This is a genomic window from Pseudomonas sp. 8AS (genome assembly GCF_902506505.1).
In the GTDB taxonomy this organism is placed as follows: Bacteria; Pseudomonadota; Gammaproteobacteria; order Pseudomonadales; family Pseudomonadaceae; genus Aquipseudomonas.
Window position 1 is genome coordinate 766,453 of sequence record NZ_LR733406.1, and the last position, 13,807, is coordinate 780,259.

The window sequence follows — 13,807 nt, forward strand, 5'->3', positions numbered from 1 at the left end:
ATGAAACTCGACGAAGTGCCCCAGGACCACAGCGCCACCTACGGCGGCCACAGCAAGCTGGTCTACGCAGTGGACGCCAGCGGCCACTACCAGCGCGCACAGAGCGACGGCTGGGAGCCGGAGGCCTATGCCACCCAGCTGGCGGTGGCGGAGCTGCAGGCCCAGGAGGCCGAGGCCGAGGCGGCCTGGCAGCGCGGCGAGCTGTCGCCGCTGAAATGCCTGATGTACCGCTACCGCCTGGACGAGCCGGCGCTGGCGCAGATCACCGGGCTGTGGCAATGGCGCATTCGCCGGCATTTTCGGCCGGCCATCTATCGAAAGCTGAGCGCCGCCATCCTGGCTCGCTACGCCGATGCGTTCGGCCTGCCCGTCGCGCAACTGATCGCTTACCAGAAGGCCCCGGCATGACCCGCTTCGAACCGCATTTCCAGCACCGCCAGAGCGCCCACTGCGAGAGCGGGGTGATGGCCAGCCTGCTGAGCCACGCCGGCCTGCCGATGAGCGAGCCGATGGCCTTCGGTCTGGCCTCGGGCCTGGCCTTCGCCTACCTGCCGATCGTCAAGCTCAGCGGCATGCCGCTGATTGCTTACCGCATGCCGCCCAGACACCTGATCAAGACCCTGAGCAAACGCCTCGGCGCGCGCTTGCACAGCCGCACCTTCGGCAACCCCGAGCAGGGCCGCCGTGAGCTGGATGCGCTACTCGACAGCGGGCGCTTGGCCGGCCTGCAGAGCTCGGTGTTCTGGCTGCCGTACTTCCCGGCGGAGATGCGCTTTCACTTCAACGCCCACAACCTGCTGGCCTACGGCCGTGACGGCGACCAGTACCTGATCAGCGATCCGGTGTTCGAGGAGCCGGTGCGCTGCGCCGCCGCCGACCTGCAGAAAGCCCGTTTCGCCAAGGGCGCGCTGGCGGCCAAGGGCCTGATGTACTGGCTCGACGAGGTGCCGCTGGAGCAGGACTGGGACAAGCTGATCCGCCAGAGCGTGCTGTCCACCACGCGCATCCTCGACGGCATGCCGCTGCCGTGGATCGGCATCCGCGGCATCCAGCACCTGGCCAGGCAGATCGAAAACCTTGATCCGGCGCAGGCCAAGTACAACCGCCTGTACCTGACCCATATCGTGCGCATGCAGGAAGAGATCGGCACCGGCGGCGCCGGTTTCCGCTTCATGTATGCCAGCTTCCTGCAGGAGGCCGGCGAGCTGATCGGCGCTGCCCCACTGCAACAGGCCTCGGCCCAGCTCACCGCCATCGGCGACGACTGGCGCCAGTTCGCCTCGGCCTGCGTGCGCGCCAGCCGCAACAAGGGCGAGGCGCCGGACTTCCGTCCGCTCGCCGAGATGCTGCGCGGCATCGCGCTGCAGGAACGCGAGCTGATGCAGGAGCTGGGCGCCTGGGCCAAGCGCAAGGGCTAAGCGTTAACGTCCCCTCTCCCGTTTACGGGAGAGGGGCGGCGGCCCTACAGATCGAGGCGCTGGACCTCGATGCCGGCTGTCAGCGCGGCGAAGTCCGCGGCGGGTGCGCCTGGCTGATTGCCTTGCAGCAACACCCCCTGCACGCGGAAGTCCTCGCTTTCCTCGACCAGCAGCAACAGCGCCTGGCCGATCAGCCCATCCCGCAGGTCCAGCCTGGCCAGTGCCTGCAGCTGCGTCCAGGCGCGCGGGCCGGCGCCGATAAACAGGTTCGGCCCTTCCAGGCCCAGTTGCTGGGCGACGTGGAAGCCGGCGGCGTTGCTCACGCTGTTGACGAATTCGAAGGGCTTGGGCTGCTTGTGCTGCACGCACACGGCATCCAGCAGTGCACCCATGGTCGGCCGTGCCGGGTGGCGTGAGGCCAGGTACAGGCCGCAGTCGCTGCGCACCTGCGCCTTCAGCGCGGCAGCCCCGAGCAGGGCCTGGAAGATCAGGCGGTCGATGCGCCGGGGCGGGCTGTCCAGCCACTGGCTCAGCGCGGCCTTCAGCTCCTTGTCGCTGGTGGCGGCGCGGCCGTGGATCTCGCTGGCGGCTATCACCTTCATGCGGGATCTCCATGGGCGCAGCCTTGCAGCACCAGGCTGGCATTGTTGCCGCCGAAACCGAAGAAGTTGGCCAGCAGCAGGGCATCCGTCGCTACATCGAGGGGCTGGCCCGGCAGGGGCAGCAGCGCCTCGTCCGCATAGTCCAGGCCGGGCAGAGCGCCCTGTTGCAGGCGCCGGGTTAGCAGCAGGGTTTCACTCAGGCCGCAGGCGCCGAGGGTGTGGCCGAGCCAGGGCTTGAGCACGCACAGTGTCGGTAGTTGCTCGCCGAACAGAAGGCGCATGCCGTTGCTTTCTGCGTGGTCGTTGGCGCCGGTGGCGGTGCCGTGCAGCTTGACCAGGGCCACCTCGGCGGCGCTGCACCCGGCGCTGCGCAGGGCCTGCTGCATCACCGCGTCGATATGGCTGCCGTCTTCGCGGGTGGTGGTCAGGCTGCTGGTGTCGCAGGCGCTGTAGCCGCCGAGCAGGCGCGCCAGTGGCGCAGGCCCGGGTTCGAGGCCGAGCAGGCCGGCGGCGTAGCATTCGCCGAGGATCAGACCGTCACGCTCGGGGTGGAACGGCCGGTATCGGCCGCTGGCGCTGGTCAGCTCCAGCGCGCCGAAGCCTTGCATGGCCAGGGCGCTGGGTGTCTCGAAGGCCAGCACCACCACTCGTTGATAGGCGCCGCCGACCAACAGGCGGGCGCCATACAGCAGGCCGTTGGCCGCGCTGGTACAGGCGGTGTTGAGGGTGAAGGCCTCGGCAAAGCCGCGGCGCTGGCGCAGTCGTTCGGCCAGCAGGTCGAGCGGCGTCGAATGCTCCGGGCGAAAGCCCTGCTCGGCGCTGGCGCGGCTTTCCAGCTCGGTGATATCCAGGCTGGTGCTGGTGATGATCAGCAGGCAGTCGTCCAGCTCCCGGGCGTCGGCGCCGAGCAGCTCATCGAGCAGGCGATCGAGGCGCTGGTCGAGGTCGTCGGCGCTGGCGTCGGCGTACAGGTAGGGGCGCGGCTGGTGCTGCTCATGCAGGAGGAACTGCCCGGCCTGTGGCAGCGTGCCCTGGCCGAGGGTGCGGGCGGCGCTGGCCAGGTCTTCGCCCAAGCAGCTGTGCAGCACGCCGCGTTGCAGGTAGACCGGAGTCACTTTGCTTGCCTGCGCAGCGGTGGGAAGGGGGCTGCGCGTCGGCCATCCGGCGTTGAAAGCGGGCTCAAAATGCTCATTTACTGCTCGTAAACTGCGCTTTTTCGCCCACTTTCGCCTGGTCTGGCTCTAGCTCGCCACCTTCCGCACCGCTGCGAATAAAGGCGGCGATGCTGGCGATGCTGGCGAGGATCTTGCGGCCGTCCTTGGCTCCTTCGATGCGCACGCCGTAGTGCTGCTGCAGGGCCAGGGATACCTGCAGGGCGTCCAGGCTGTCCATCGCGATGCGGCTCTTGGCGCCGAACAGCGGCTCGTCGTCGGCGATGCTCTGCCAGTCGATATCGTCTTCCTTGTCGCACTCGCGAATCAGCAGTTGCTTGAGTTGTTGTTCTAGTAGGTCGTCCATTGCGTTTGCTGCACTCGGTGGCGGAACAGGAGCAGCCCGGCCAGCCCGCACACCGCTGCAAACAGCAGCAGGCGCGCGCAGTAGGGGGCGATGTCGGCCGATGAGCCGTGGCCCACCAGCAGGGTGAGGAAGGCGTCCAGCGCCCAGCTCATCGGGGAAACTTCGGCCAGCTGGGCCATGGCCGCCGGCATCACGCTCTTCGGCACCATGATCCCGCCGATGGCGGCGAGCAGGATGTTCAGCCCGCCGCCGAGCAGCAGCGCCTGCTCGCTGTTGCGCGCCAGGGCGGCCAGCAGCAGGCCGAGGCTGCAGGTGGCCAGGGCCACGCTGACGGCCAGCAGGGCATAGGCGCCAGCGCTGCCGGGCAGGCTCAGGGCCTGCAGGCCGATGGCGGGCAGGCCGTACACGCCGAGCGCCAGCAGCAGGGCGAACTGCAGCAGGTTGAGGGCGAAGTAGGGCAGCAGCTTGCTCAGGGCCAGGGTGCCGAGGCTCAACCCCAGGCAGCGGAAACGCAGCAGGGTGCCGCTCTGCTGTTCGCGCTGGAAGCCGCCAGCCATCGGCAGGGTGATGAAGAACATGCCGAAGATCAGCCAGGCCGGCACGCTCAGCTGGCTGGCATTGGCGCGGCCACTGAGGTCGCCGCTGGCCAGCTGCTCCTGCTCGTCGATCCGGCTCTGGGTGCGTTGCTGCACCTGCTGCAGGCGCTCGTCCAGGCTCAGTGCCGGGTCGAGCATGCCGCTGTCGGCGAGGAAGGCCTGCAGGCGGGTCTGCGCGAGGGCGATGCTCACCGCGCTGTGCAGGCGCTGGCGCGCCAGCTTGTCGAACTGCGCGGGGAAACTCAGGCCGGGGCCCTGGTGCGGGCTGTCCAGCAGGGTGGCGGCGAACGCGGCGCTCAGGCGTACATGGGCCAGTGGCTCGTTGCTCTCGGTCAGCAGCTCGCTGCCGGGCAGCTGCGCCTGCAGGGCCGCCTGGAAGAACTGGCTGGAATCGCTGGCGCTGGGGATGTCGAGCACCAGGCGCAGGGCCGGCGGGCGGTCCTGCAGGTAGCTGGACATGGCGCCGGCCATCAGCACCAGGAACAGCGCCGGCATGATGAACAGCACGGCCAGGGCATGGGGGTCGCGCAGCAGCAGGCGGATTTCCTTGCGCACCAGGGCGTGCAGCCTCATAGCCGGCCTCCGTTGAGGTGCAGGTAGAGCTGCTCCAGCGACGGCCGGCCGAAGCGCAGCAGGCTGGGCAGCTGTTTTTGCGCGGCGATGAACTGGCTGATCTGCAGCAGCTGTTGGCCATCCAGCTGCGGGATGCGCAGGCCACCGGGCAGCACCTCGACCGTCAGCTGCAGGCGCGCGAGCAGCTCCAGCAGCCCCGCCGGTGCGGCGTCCGGCCACTCCAGCAGCAGGCCGTGGTCGTCGCCGAGCAGCTGGCGCTTGTCCAGATCCAGGCGCACCTGGCCTTCGTGCAGCAGGAGGATGCGCTGGGCGACCCGTTCGACTTCTTCCAGGTAGTGGCTGGTGTAGATCACCGTCTTGCCGGCCGCGCCGAGCTGTTCGATGGCGCCGAGCAGCAGCTGGCGGTTGGCTGCATCGACGCCCACCGTGGCCTCGTCGAACAGGTACAGGTCGGCCGGTTGCAGCAGGCCGATGGCGAAGTTCAGGCGCCGCTGTTCGCCGCCGGACAGGCCTGCGGCGCGGCGTGACAGCTGGTCTTGCAGGGCGCAGGTGGCGATGCACTGGTCGAGGCGCTGGCGGCGCTCCTGGCCGCGCAGGCGATAGAGGTCGGCGAACAGTTCGAGGTTCTCGCGCACCTTGAGCCCGGCGTAGAAGGCCAGCTGCTGCGGCACCAGACCCAGGCGCGGGCTGGCGCTCCAGCGCAGCTCGCCCTGTTGCAGCGGCAGCACGCCGCTGAGCAGCGAGAGCAGGGTGGTCTTGCCGGCGCCGTTGCTGCCGAGCAGGCCCAGGCACTGGCCGGCCTGCAGCAGCAGGTCGATGCCGTGCAGGGCCGCCCGCTCGCTGCCGGGGTAGCGGAAGCCGAGGCCGCGCAGCTCAAGCACGGACCAGCACCAGCAGCAGTTGGCCGTCGAGCAGCAGGCGCTCCTCGCTATGGATGCTGAAGGCGTACAGCGCGCCGGCCGGGCTCAGGGCCTCCTGGCTGGCGGCGACGCGCAGCGCGCCCTGACGCCTGCTCGGCTCGTGGTGCAGCTGCAGCTGCGAGAGCTTGCCGACCAGGGCTATTTCGATGGCACTATCGGCGCCGTATAGGGCACCATGCGCCGCACATAACTGCGCCGCCGCCTCGAACAGCAGGCAGGGCGAGGCATCGGCGCCGAAGGCGGTCAGATGGCGCCAGGCGCTGAGCCCCTCGATACGCCGGGCGTCGTGCGCCAGCAGGCCGTCCAGCCAGAGGGCGGGGCCTTGATGGGGCAGCAGGGCGTGCAGTTGGGTGCGGTCCATTGCGGGCGGTCGAAACAGGTGGTCGCGAAGTGTAACAGAGGGCCTGCAGCGGGCGCAGCGCCTGGGCTGTATGGCCTGGAAGGGCGTCGGATAAAGGAGCGGGACGATGATGTGGCAGCAGTGGTTGGCATTTGCCCTGGGCTCGGCGGCCCTGGTGGGGATTTCCTGGCGAGTGCTGCGCCGTCCGCAGTCCCACGGTTTCTACCGTTTCTTCGCCTGGGAGGCGATGCTGGCGCTGCTGGTGCTGAATGCGCCGGTCTGGTTCGAGGACCGCTACGCCCTGCACCAGAAGCTGTCCTGGCTGCTGCTGTTCACCTCGCTGCTGGTCGTGCTGCTCGGCGTCTACCAGTTGCGCCGCGACGGCCGGCCGAGCGAGCAGCGGGTCGACGACGAGCTGTATGCCTTCGAGCGCACCTCGCAGCTGGTCACCGGCGGCATCTACCGCTTCATCCGCCACCCGCTGTTCTGCTCGCTGCTGCTGCTGACCTGGGGCATTGCCTGCAAGCGGCTCGATGGCCTGACCCTCGGCCTGGCGTTGCTGGCCAGCGTGCTGCTGTACCTGGCGGCGCGGCGCGACGAGGCGGAGTGCCTGGTCTACTTCGGCGACGCGTACCGGGCGTATATGGCGCGCAGCAAGATGTTCGTGCCCTACCTGTTCTGATGGCTCCCTGCCGGGTGCGCATTATTCCCAGTCGAGCTTGGCCAGGCGCCACTCGCCGTCTTCCAGCCACCACTCCAGCCTGACGCTGTAGTGCCGGGCGCTGTCGGGAGTCAGGCCCTCGGCGCCGGTCATGGCGACCAGTGCCTGGGTATGGCCCTTGCTGCTGTAGGTCGGGTCGATGCGGCTGCTCTGGCTCAGGGCCAGCACCTTGACCTGCTTGTGGCGCAGGAACAGCAGGGCCATGGTGCGCTGGGCCCAGGCCCGGTCGTACTGCTGTTGGGCGCTGAACTGCGGCTGCAGTTGCTCCAGCACGGCGCTCGTATCTTTCGCCTCCAGGTTGTCCTGCAGCTGCTGCACGGCCGCTTCCAGCGCGGCCTGCGGGTCGCTCTGGGTGCAGCCACCGAGCAGGCTGAGGAGGACGAGGAAGGACAGGGCAAATAACCTGCTGGGCATGCTCAACTCCGCTTTCATGGTTATGATGGCCGGCACGGTAGACGATTGGCGCCTGATCAAAAGGGACCTCCGAGCCTGCCCGGGATGGATGGCACCCATGCCGCCACCGGGCAGTCTCTTTCGCACAGATTCGGGAGTGCAGCATGCAGACTTTGTATCCGGAGATTAAACCCTTTGCCCGCCACGAGCTGGCGGTGCAGGAACCGCACGTCCTCTATGTGGACGAAAGCGGTTCCCCGGATGGCCTGCCGGTGGTGTTCATCCATGGTGGCCCGGGTGCCGGCTGCGATGCGGCCAGCCGCCGCTACTTCGATCCCAACCTGTATCGCATCGTCACCTTCGACCAGCGCGGCTGCGGTCGCTCCACTCCGCATGCCAGCCTGGAGAACAACACCACCCAGGAACTGGTGGCCGACATGGAGCGCATCCGCGAGCACCTGGGCATCGAGCAGTGGGTGCTGTTCGGCGGCTCCTGGGGCTCGACTCTGGCCCTGGCCTACGCCCAGGCGCACCCGGAGCGGGTCCACGGGCTGATCCTGCGCGGCATCTTCCTGTGCCGTCCGCAGGATTTCCACTGGTTCTACCAGGAAGGCGCCAGCCGCCTGTTCCCGGACTACTGGGAGGACTACCTGGCGCCGATCCCGCCGGAGGAGCGTGGCGAGCTGATGCAGGCCTTCTACAGTCGCCTGACCGGCCCCGACCAGATCGCCCAGATGCATGCGGCCAAGGCCTGGTCGACCTGGGAAGGGCGCACTGCCACCCTGCGCCCCAATCCGCAGGTGGTCGATCGTTTCAGCGAGCCGCACCGGGCCCTGTCGATTGCCCGCATCGAGTGCCACTACTTCGTCAACAATGCTTTCCTCGCCCCCGACCAGCTGCTGTGTGACATGCCGAAGATCGCCCACCTGCCGGGCGTCATAGTGCACGGCCGTTATGATGTGATCTGCCCGCTGGACAACGCCTGGGCGCTGCACCAGGCCTGGCCCAACAGCGAGCTGCAGATCATCCGCGACGCCGGCCACTCCGCCGCCGAAGTCGGCATCACCGATGCCCTGGTGCGCGCCGCCGACCAGATGGCCCGGCGCCTGCTCGACCTGCCGCTCGAAGAAGCATGAAGGCGCTGATCCAGCGCGTGCGCGGTGCACGCGTCGAAGTGGCCGGGGAGATCGTTGGCGCCATCGATCAGGGCCTGCTGGCGCTGGTCGGCGTCGAGCCGCAGGACGACCCGGCCAGTGTCGCCAAGCTGCTGCACAAGCTGCTCAATTACCGGGTGTTCGGCGATGCAGAGGGCAAGATGAACCTGTCGCTCAAGGATGTCGGCGGCGGCCTGCTACTGGTCTCGCAGTTCACCCTGGCCGCCGATACCAAAAGCGGCCTGCGCCCGAGTTTCTCCAGCGCGGCGCCGCCGGCGCTGGGTGCCGAGCTGTTCGAACAGCTGGTCGAGCTGGCCCGCCAGCAGCACCCGCAGGTGGCCAGCGGGCGTTTCGGTGCCGACATGCAGGTACACCTGGTCAACGACGGGCCGGTGACCTTTCTCCTGGACGTCTGACCTCTCGTCGCCGTGGCGACCTGGCTCGATTCCTGCCTGTTTTACGACTCGCCATCCACTGTCCGGGCGGTTAGGATTGCCCGCCATGCCCCGGTGTCCGTGGGGCGCACCAATACAACGAGTTGTCCCCCCTTAGGAGATAGGAATGAAGAAGTTTCTCGCGTCTCTGCTGCTGTCCGCCTGCGCCGTGACCGGCCTGGCCCACGCCGGCGTGGTCGACGATGCAGTCAAGCGCGGCACCCTGCGCGTCGGCATGGACCCGACCTACATGCCCTTCGAGATGACCAACAAGCGCGGTGAGATCATCGGCTTCGAAGTCGACCTGCTGAAGGCCATGGCCAAGGCCATGGGCGTCAAGCTGGAGCTGGTGTCCACCAGCTACGACGGCATCATCCCGGCCCTGCTGACCGACAAGTTCGACATGATCGGTTCCGGCATGACCCTGACCCAGGAGCGCAACCTGCGCATCAACTTCTCCGAGCCCTTCATCGTGGTCGGCCAGACCCTGCTGATCCGCAAGGAGCTGCAGGGCGAGATCAAGTCCTACAAGGACCTCAACGACGGCAAGTACCGCATCACCTCGAAGATCGGCACCACCGGCGAGATGGTCGCCAAGAAGCTGATCGCCAAGGCCCAGTACCACGGCTTCGACAACGAGCAGGAAGCGGTGATGGACGTGGTCAACGGCAAGGCCGACGCCTTCATCTATGACGCTCCGTACAACGTGGTGGCGGTGAACAAGGCCGGTGCCGGCAAGCTGGTGTTCCTCGAAGAGCCCTTCACCTTCGAGCCGCTGGCCTTCGGCCTGAAGAAGGGCGACTACGACAGCCTCAACTGGATCAACAACTGGATGAACCAGATCAAGCACGACGGCACCTACGAGCGCATCCACAGCAAGTGGTTCAAGAAGAACGACTGGCTGAAAGAGATGGAGTAAGCCCCGCGGCGGACTTCGATCCCCGCTGGTGACGACAGGCCCGGCCCACAAGGCCGGGCCTGCTTTTTGTTCCCCGCCATGAGCGAGACTTTCCCGTGATTAGAAAACACCGCCGTACCTGGCCCTGGCATGTCCTCACCGGGCTGGTCCTGGCCCTGACGGCCTGGGGCCTGTGGTACTCCACTTCGCTGATCTCCTACGAGTGGCGCTGGAACCGGGTGCCGCAGTACTTCGCCTACCAGGCCGAGGAGGCCCAGCGCGCCGCCGACTACGGCAGCGTCAGCGCCATCAGCGCTGCCGGCGAGCTGACCCGCGTGACCCTGACCGCCGAGGGCGGTGGCGAGCAGGTGCTGGAGATCGCCAGCGACAGCCTGCGCGTGGCCGAGGGCGACGATGTCAGCGAGGGCGACGAGATCGGCGTGACCCGCCACTGGGCCGCCGGCCCGCTGCTCTGGGGCCTGTGGACCACCCTGTGGATCTCGGTGGCCTCCGGTGCGATGGCGCTGGTGCTTGGCCTGGTCACCGGCCTGTGCCGGCTGTCCGCCAACCCGACCCTGCGCGACCTGTCCACCGTCTATGTCGAGCTGGTGCGCGGCACGCCGCTGCTGGTGCAGATCTTCATCTTCTACTTCTTCATCGGCACCGTGCTCAACCTGTCCCGCGAGTTCGCCGGGGTCGCCGCGCTGGCGCTGTTCACCGGCGCCTACGTCGGCGAGATCGTCCGTGCCGGCGTGCAGTCGGTGGCCCGCGGCCAGGGCGAGGCGGCCCGCTCCCTGGGTCTCACCGCCGGCCAGTCGATGCGCCACGTGATCCTGCCGCAGGCCTTCAAGCGGGTGCTGCCGCCACTGGCCGGGCAGTTCATCAGCCTGGTCAAGGACACCTCGCTGGTCTCGGTGATCGCCATCACCGAACTGACCAAGAGCGGCCGCGAAGCCATCACCACCTCGTTCTCCACCTTCGAGATCTGGTTCTGTGTGGCCGCGCTCTACCTCGTCATCAACCTGCCGCTGTCGCAAATCGCCAGCCGCCTGGAGCGGAGGCTCGGGAAAAGTGATTGAAGTCCGCAATCTGGTAAAAGTCTTCGACGCCCGCGGCCACGAAGTGCGCGCGGTGGACAACGTCAGCACGCAGGTCAAGCGTGGCGAGGTGGTTGTGGTGATCGGCCCGTCCGGCTCCGGCAAGTCCACCTTCCTGCGCTGCCTGAACGGCCTGGAAGAGCTGGACGACGGCTCGGTGAGCATCGACGGCGTCGACCTGGCCGACCCGAAAACCGACATCAACGCCTACCGCCGCGAGGTGGGCATGGTGTTCCAGCACTTCAACCTGTTCCCGCACATGACCGTGCTGGAGAACCTGTGCCTGGCGCAGAAGGTGGTGCGCAAGCGCGGCAAGGCCGAGCGCGAGGCCAAGGCCCAGGCGCTGCTGGCCAAGGTCGGCATCGCGCAGAAGGCCCACGAGTACCCCTCGCGCCTGTCCGGCGGCCAGCAGCAGCGGGTGGCCATCGCCCGCGCCCTGTGCATGGAGCCCAAGGTGATGCTGTTCGACGAGCCGACCTCGGCGCTCGACCCGGAGATGGTCGGCGAGGTGCTGGACGTGATGAAGCAGCTGGCCCAGGAAGGCATGACCATGGTCTGCGTCACCCACGAGATGGGCTTTGCCCGCGAGGTGGCGGACCGCGTGCTGTTCTTCGATCATGGCAAGCTGCTGGAGGACGCGCCGCCGGCGCAGTTCTTCGCCAAGCCGCAGGATGCGCGGGCGCAGAGCTTCCTCAGGCAAGTGCTCTGAGGCCGCGACAAACCGCCACCGCCGTGGCGGTTTGTCGTTCTGCCAGGGCCTTTGTCGTAGGGGCGCCAGGCGCACCAATGATGGCGCGGTGGCCCGACGCACCCTACCGGACTGGCTGCAGCTCGTTGTCCAGCAGCCAGTCCTGCGCCAGCTCGCGCAGGCGCTCGGCCTCGAAGTCGTACCAGGCCTGCAGCAGGTCCGGATAGTCCATCAGCACGTTCTTGAAGGTGCGAAAGGGCTTGCGTCCGGAGAGGGCCCGTTCCAGGGCCCGGTAGGCCTCCTGCCGGGTCACGGTCTGGAGGAAGTCCTCCATCATGCGGAAACCTTCCCTTGAGCCAAGCGGCTCGACCAGCAGGAAGCGCTCCGGCTCGCTGCGCAGCAGCGCCTCCAGCTCGGGATCGGGGTCTTCCTCGCGGATCAGCAGCAGCTTGCCGCTGAGCAGGTCCAGGTAGTGGTCCAGGCCCTCGGTGCTGAGGGCGAAGGCCAGTTCGTCCAGGTCGATAGTCAGCGGGCGCATGATCGGCTTCTCGACGGCGGAAGATGCCGTCAGCCTAAGCCTGCCGATGTTGCAGAGCAACGCCTTCAGAACAGGCGCGCGAGCAGCGCCGGTACCGCCGTCTCCACCCGCAGGATGCGCTCGCCCAGCTGCACCGGCTGCAAGCCGGCTTCCTGCAGTTTCTCGACTTCGTAGGGGATCCAGCCGCCTTCTGGGCCGATGGCCAGGGTCACCGGCTGCTCGACCGCGCGCGGGCAGGCGGGGAAGTCGCCTGGGTGGCCGACCAGGCCCAGGCTGCCGGCGGCGATGGCCGGCAGGCGGTCCTCGACGAAGGGCTTGAAGCGTTTCTCGATGATCACTTCGGGCAGCAGCGTGTCACGCGCCTGCTCCAGGCCGAGAATCAGCTGCTCGCGAATGGCATCGGGTTCGAGGAAGGGGGTCTGCCAGAAGCTCTTTTCCACCCGGTAGCTGTTGAGCAGCACCAGGCGCGGCACGCCCATGGCGCTGACCGTCTGCAGCACGCGCTTGAGCATCTTCGGTCGCGGCAGGGCCAGCAGCAGGGTCAGCGGCAACTTGGCCGGCGGCGGCTGGTCCAGGCTGACCTGCAGTTCGGCGTGCTGTTCGTCCAGCTGCAGCAGGCTGCCGCTGCCCATCGGGCCGCCGAGGCGGCCGACCCGCAGGTTGTCACCGACGGCGGCGCGGTGCACTTCCTGCAGGTGCTTGAGGCGGCGACCGGCGAGAACGACGCGATCCGCCGCGACGAAGTCGGCGTCTTCCAGCAGCAGCAGGTTCACGGCAGCGGCGCGGGCGGCTGGTCGCCGGAATCGTCGTCCGGCTCGTGTTCGCTGCGCTTGCGCACCAGGCCGCCGAACAGCAGGCCGACCTCGAACAGCATCCACATCGGCACGGCCAGCAGGGTCTGCGAGAAGATGTCCGGCGGGGTGAGGACCATGCCGACCACGAAGCAGCCGACGATCACGTAGGGCCGGCTCTTCTTCAGCGTCTCGATGTCGACCACCCCGACCCACAGCACCAGGAAGGTCGCCACCGGGATCTCGAAGGCCACGCCGAAGGCGAAGAACAGGGTCAGGACGAAGTCCAGGTACTCGTTGATGTCGGTCATCATCGCCACCCCTTCCGGGGTCACGCTGGCGAAGAAGTGGAAGATGATCGGGAATACCAGGAAGTAGGCGAAGGCCATGCCGCCGTAGAACAGCAGGATGCTGGAGACCAGCAGGGGCATGGCGATGCGTTTCTCGTGCTTGTACAGCCCCGGCGCGATGAAGCCCCAGACCTGGTGCAGGATGATCGGCACGGCGAGGAACAGCGCGCACCAGGCGGTCAGCTTGAACGGGGTGAGAAACGGCGAGGCGACGCCGGTGGCGATCATCGTCGCGCCTTCCGGCAGGTAGGCGCGCAGCGGTGCCGAGACGATGGTGTAGATGTCCTGGGCGAAGTAGAACAGGCAGGCGAATACCACGAAGATCGCGATCACGCAGCGCAGCAGGCGGGTGCGCAGCTCGGTGAGGTGCGCCACCAGGGGCATCTCGGCATCCGCTTCGGTTTGGCTGTGGCTCATGGCTGGCGCGAAGGCTCCGAAGGCTGGGCGGGGGCACTGCTGGCGGGGTTCGCCGCAGCTGCGGCTGGCGGCTCGCCGGTCGCGGTGGCGGCGGGGGCGCTGGCCGGCGGCAGGATCGACTGCTTGAGCTCGCGCTCCATCTGCAGGATCTGCTCGTTATGCAGCTGGCGGCGTACCTCGTCGGCGCCGATCTCGCGCTCAACCTCGGCCTTGATCGCGCTGAAGCTGCGCTTCAGCCGGCCGATCCACAGGCCGGCCGTGCGCGCGGCAGCGGGCAGGCGCTCGGGGCCGAAGACGATCAACGCGACCAGGCCGACCAGCAGCAGTTCGGAAAAGCCGATATCGAACATGGCCTGGGG

General features: G+C 67.8%; 19 protein-coding genes. 8 read left to right on the top strand and 11 right to left on the bottom strand.

From position 1 onward, the window contains the following. Nucleotides 1-408: a hypothetical protein gene (locus GV001_RS03465; RefSeq protein ID WP_160078165.1), complete on the top strand. Its 408-nt coding sequence runs from the start codon at nucleotides 1-3 to the stop codon at nucleotides 406-408. Beyond that, complete coding sequence (locus GV001_RS03470; RefSeq protein WP_160078167.1) at nucleotides 405-1,418, top strand: BtrH N-terminal domain-containing protein; 1,014 nt, start codon at nucleotides 405-407, stop codon at nucleotides 1,416-1,418. The genes GV001_RS03465 and GV001_RS03470 overlap by 4 nt, the downstream gene beginning before the upstream one ends. Nucleotides 1,419-1,462: 44 nt before the next feature. Here the strand turns inward: GV001_RS03470 and GV001_RS03475 are convergent, their stop codons facing one another. From GV001_RS03475 to GV001_RS03500, 6 genes are all read right to left on the bottom strand, one after another. After that, a complete protein-coding gene (locus GV001_RS03475; protein ID WP_160078169.1) occupies nucleotides 1,463-2,020 on the bottom strand; it encodes a hypothetical protein in 558 nt (185 codons plus the stop codon). Further along, nucleotides 2,017-3,135, bottom strand: coding sequence for a beta-ketoacyl synthase N-terminal-like domain-containing protein (locus GV001_RS03480; RefSeq protein WP_160078171.1), 1,119 nt, complete (start codon nucleotides 3,133-3,135; stop codon nucleotides 2,017-2,019). Before GV001_RS03480 ends, GV001_RS03475 begins: the two co-directional genes overlap by 4 nt. A gap of 73 nt (nucleotides 3,136-3,208) precedes the next feature. Continuing rightward, nucleotides 3,209-3,538 carry an acyl carrier protein gene (locus tag GV001_RS03485; protein ID WP_256664855.1) on the bottom strand — a complete coding sequence of 110 codons (330 nt, stop codon included), beginning with the start codon at nucleotides 3,536-3,538 and terminating at the stop codon, nucleotides 3,209-3,211. Next, nucleotides 3,523-4,707 carry an ABC transporter permease gene (locus GV001_RS03490; RefSeq protein WP_160078173.1) on the bottom strand — a complete coding sequence of 395 codons (1,185 nt, stop codon included), beginning with the start codon at nucleotides 4,705-4,707 and terminating at the stop codon, nucleotides 3,523-3,525. The genes GV001_RS03485 and GV001_RS03490 overlap by 16 nt, the downstream gene beginning before the upstream one ends. Continuing rightward, nucleotides 4,704-5,588, bottom strand: a complete 885-nt coding sequence (locus GV001_RS03495; protein WP_160078175.1) for an ABC transporter ATP-binding protein — start codon at nucleotides 5,586-5,588, stop codon at nucleotides 4,704-4,706. Before GV001_RS03495 ends, GV001_RS03490 begins: the two co-directional genes overlap by 4 nt. Further along, nucleotides 5,581-5,988 carry a beta-hydroxyacyl-ACP dehydratase gene (locus GV001_RS03500; protein ID WP_160078177.1) on the bottom strand — a complete coding sequence of 136 codons (408 nt, stop codon included), beginning with the start codon at nucleotides 5,986-5,988 and terminating at the stop codon, nucleotides 5,581-5,583. Before GV001_RS03500 ends, GV001_RS03495 begins: the two co-directional genes overlap by 8 nt. A 106-nt stretch (nucleotides 5,989-6,094) precedes the next feature. Between GV001_RS03500 and GV001_RS03505 the strand changes: the two genes are divergently transcribed. Further along, entirely contained in the window at nucleotides 6,095-6,649 is a 555-nt protein-coding gene (locus tag GV001_RS03505; RefSeq protein WP_160078179.1) for an isoprenylcysteine carboxylmethyltransferase family protein, read from the top strand. A 21-nt stretch (nucleotides 6,650-6,670) separates the two neighbouring features. Here GV001_RS03505 and GV001_RS03510 read toward each other — a convergent pair whose 3' ends face one another. Next, nucleotides 6,671-7,102, bottom strand: a complete 432-nt coding sequence (locus GV001_RS03510; RefSeq protein WP_160078181.1) for a hypothetical protein — start codon at nucleotides 7,100-7,102, stop codon at nucleotides 6,671-6,673. 143 nt (nucleotides 7,103-7,245) lie between these two features. Here GV001_RS03510 and pip point away from each other — a divergent pair, with 143 nt between their 5' ends. The 5 genes from pip (at nucleotide 7,246) to GV001_RS03535 (ending at nucleotide 11,373) form a co-directional block, all read left to right on the top strand. Beyond that, entirely contained in the window at nucleotides 7,246-8,217 is a 972-nt protein-coding gene (pip, locus tag GV001_RS03515; RefSeq protein WP_160078183.1) for a prolyl aminopeptidase, read from the top strand. Then, entirely contained in the window at nucleotides 8,214-8,651 is a 438-nt protein-coding gene (dtd, locus tag GV001_RS03520) for a D-aminoacyl-tRNA deacylase (RefSeq protein ID WP_160078185.1), read from the top strand. The genes pip and dtd overlap by 4 nt, the downstream gene beginning before the upstream one ends. 145 nt (nucleotides 8,652-8,796) lie before the next feature. Continuing rightward, the gene (locus GV001_RS03525; RefSeq protein ID WP_160078187.1) at nucleotides 8,797-9,588 is read left to right on the top strand and encodes a transporter substrate-binding domain-containing protein; all 792 of its coding nucleotides are present in this window, start codon (nucleotides 8,797-8,799) and stop codon (nucleotides 9,586-9,588) included. Between the two features lie 95 nt (nucleotides 9,589-9,683). Beyond that, complete coding sequence (locus GV001_RS03530; RefSeq protein WP_160078189.1) at nucleotides 9,684-10,646, top strand: amino acid ABC transporter permease; 963 nt, start codon at nucleotides 9,684-9,686, stop codon at nucleotides 10,644-10,646. Further along, nucleotides 10,639-11,373, top strand: a complete 735-nt coding sequence (locus tag GV001_RS03535; protein WP_160078191.1) for an amino acid ABC transporter ATP-binding protein — start codon at nucleotides 10,639-10,641, stop codon at nucleotides 11,371-11,373. Before GV001_RS03530 ends, GV001_RS03535 begins: the two co-directional genes overlap by 8 nt. Nucleotides 11,374-11,476: 103 nt before the next feature. Here the strand turns inward: GV001_RS03535 and GV001_RS03540 are convergent, their stop codons facing one another. The 4 genes from GV001_RS03540 to tatB all read right to left on the bottom strand — a co-directional run bounded on the left by GV001_RS03540 (nucleotide 11,477) and on the right by tatB (nucleotide 13,798). Next, on the bottom strand, nucleotides 11,477-11,890 hold the full coding sequence (locus GV001_RS03540) for a UPF0158 family protein (RefSeq protein ID WP_160078193.1): 414 nt from the start codon (nucleotides 11,888-11,890) through the stop codon (nucleotides 11,477-11,479). A 65-nt stretch (nucleotides 11,891-11,955) separates the two neighbouring features. Further along, a complete protein-coding gene (locus GV001_RS03545) occupies nucleotides 11,956-12,663 on the bottom strand; it encodes a 16S rRNA (uracil(1498)-N(3))-methyltransferase (RefSeq protein ID WP_160078195.1) in 708 nt (235 codons plus the stop codon). Further along, nucleotides 12,660-13,448: a twin-arginine translocase subunit TatC gene (gene tatC, locus GV001_RS03550; protein WP_160078197.1), complete on the bottom strand. Its 789-nt coding sequence runs from the start codon at nucleotides 13,446-13,448 to the stop codon at nucleotides 12,660-12,662. Before tatC ends, GV001_RS03545 begins: the two co-directional genes overlap by 4 nt. Further along, entirely contained in the window at nucleotides 13,445-13,798 is a 354-nt protein-coding gene (gene tatB / locus GV001_RS03555; protein WP_160078199.1) for a Sec-independent protein translocase protein TatB, read from the bottom strand. Before tatB ends, tatC begins: the two co-directional genes overlap by 4 nt. Nucleotides 13,799-13,807: the final 9 nt, after the last annotated feature.

Excerpts from the sequence above, each read along its gene's own strand:
- GV001_RS03465 (WP_160078165.1), top strand. The coding sequence starts at position 1 with ATGAAACTCGACGAAGTGCCCCAGGACCACAGCGCCACCTACGGCGGC.
- GV001_RS03470 (WP_160078167.1), top strand. The coding sequence starts at position 405 with ATGACCCGCTTCGAACCGCATTTCCAGCACCGCCAGAGCGCCCACTGC.
- GV001_RS03475 (WP_160078169.1), bottom strand. The coding sequence starts at position 2,020 with ATGAAGGTGATAGCCGCCAGCGAGATCCACGGCCGCGCCGCCACCAGC.
- GV001_RS03485 (WP_256664855.1), bottom strand. The coding sequence starts at position 3,538 with ATGGACGACCTACTAGAACAACAACTCAAGCAACTGCTGATTCGCGAG.
- GV001_RS03490 (WP_160078173.1), bottom strand. The coding sequence starts at position 4,707 with ATGAGGCTGCACGCCCTGGTGCGCAAGGAAATCCGCCTGCTGCTGCGC.
- GV001_RS03500 (WP_160078177.1), bottom strand. The coding sequence starts at position 5,988 with ATGGACCGCACCCAACTGCACGCCCTGCTGCCCCATCAAGGCCCCGCC.
- GV001_RS03505 (WP_160078179.1), top strand. The coding sequence starts at position 6,095 with ATGATGTGGCAGCAGTGGTTGGCATTTGCCCTGGGCTCGGCGGCCCTG.
- GV001_RS03510 (WP_160078181.1), bottom strand. The coding sequence starts at position 7,102 with ATGCCCAGCAGGTTATTTGCCCTGTCCTTCCTCGTCCTCCTCAGCCTG.
- pip (WP_160078183.1), top strand. The coding sequence starts at position 7,246 with ATGCAGACTTTGTATCCGGAGATTAAACCCTTTGCCCGCCACGAGCTG.
- dtd (WP_160078185.1), top strand. The coding sequence starts at position 8,214 with ATGAAGGCGCTGATCCAGCGCGTGCGCGGTGCACGCGTCGAAGTGGCC.
- GV001_RS03525 (WP_160078187.1), top strand. The coding sequence starts at position 8,797 with ATGAAGAAGTTTCTCGCGTCTCTGCTGCTGTCCGCCTGCGCCGTGACC.
- GV001_RS03540 (WP_160078193.1), bottom strand. The coding sequence starts at position 11,890 with ATGCGCCCGCTGACTATCGACCTGGACGAACTGGCCTTCGCCCTCAGC.
- tatC (WP_160078197.1), bottom strand. The coding sequence starts at position 13,448 with ATGAGCCACAGCCAAACCGAAGCGGATGCCGAGATGCCCCTGGTGGCG.
- tatB (WP_160078199.1), bottom strand. The coding sequence starts at position 13,798 with ATGTTCGATATCGGCTTTTCCGAACTGCTGCTGGTCGGCCTGGTCGCG.